The sequence below is a fragment of the Mycobacterium sp. NGS27 genome (genome assembly GCF_059813005.1).
On record NZ_JCALDT010000051.1, the window covers coordinates 1 to 324 of the forward strand.

The 324-nt window shown below is 63.3% G+C and carries 1 protein-coding gene; it reads right to left on the reverse strand.

Annotated elements, in window-relative coordinates:
• Nucleotides 1-324, reverse strand: a 324-nt coding sequence (locus AC5Y30_RS25525; RefSeq protein WP_499922100.1) for a condensation domain-containing protein, incomplete at both ends; no start/stop codon positions are given.

Genomic DNA, 324 nt, shown 5'->3' on the forward strand with positions numbered 1-324 from the left:
AAAACCTCGATGGTGGCTGCATCGAAGACATCGGTGTCGTATTCGATGCGTAGGCCTAGTTGGGGGCCGGGTTGGGCTTGGATGGTGAGTCGGTAGTGGGTGGATTCGCGGCCGGTGAAGTCGGTGATGGTCAGGTCGTCGGGGCCGGTGAGGGCGGCGGTGTCGACGGGATAGTTCTCGAGCACGAGCAAGGTGTCGAAGAGTTGGTCGTGGCCGGTGAGGCGGTGGATGTCGCCCAGGGGCAGGTGGTGGTGATCCAGGGTGTGGGTGTGGGCGTGTTGGAGTTGGTCGAGTAGGTCGGTGGTGGTGGTCATGGCGTGCAGG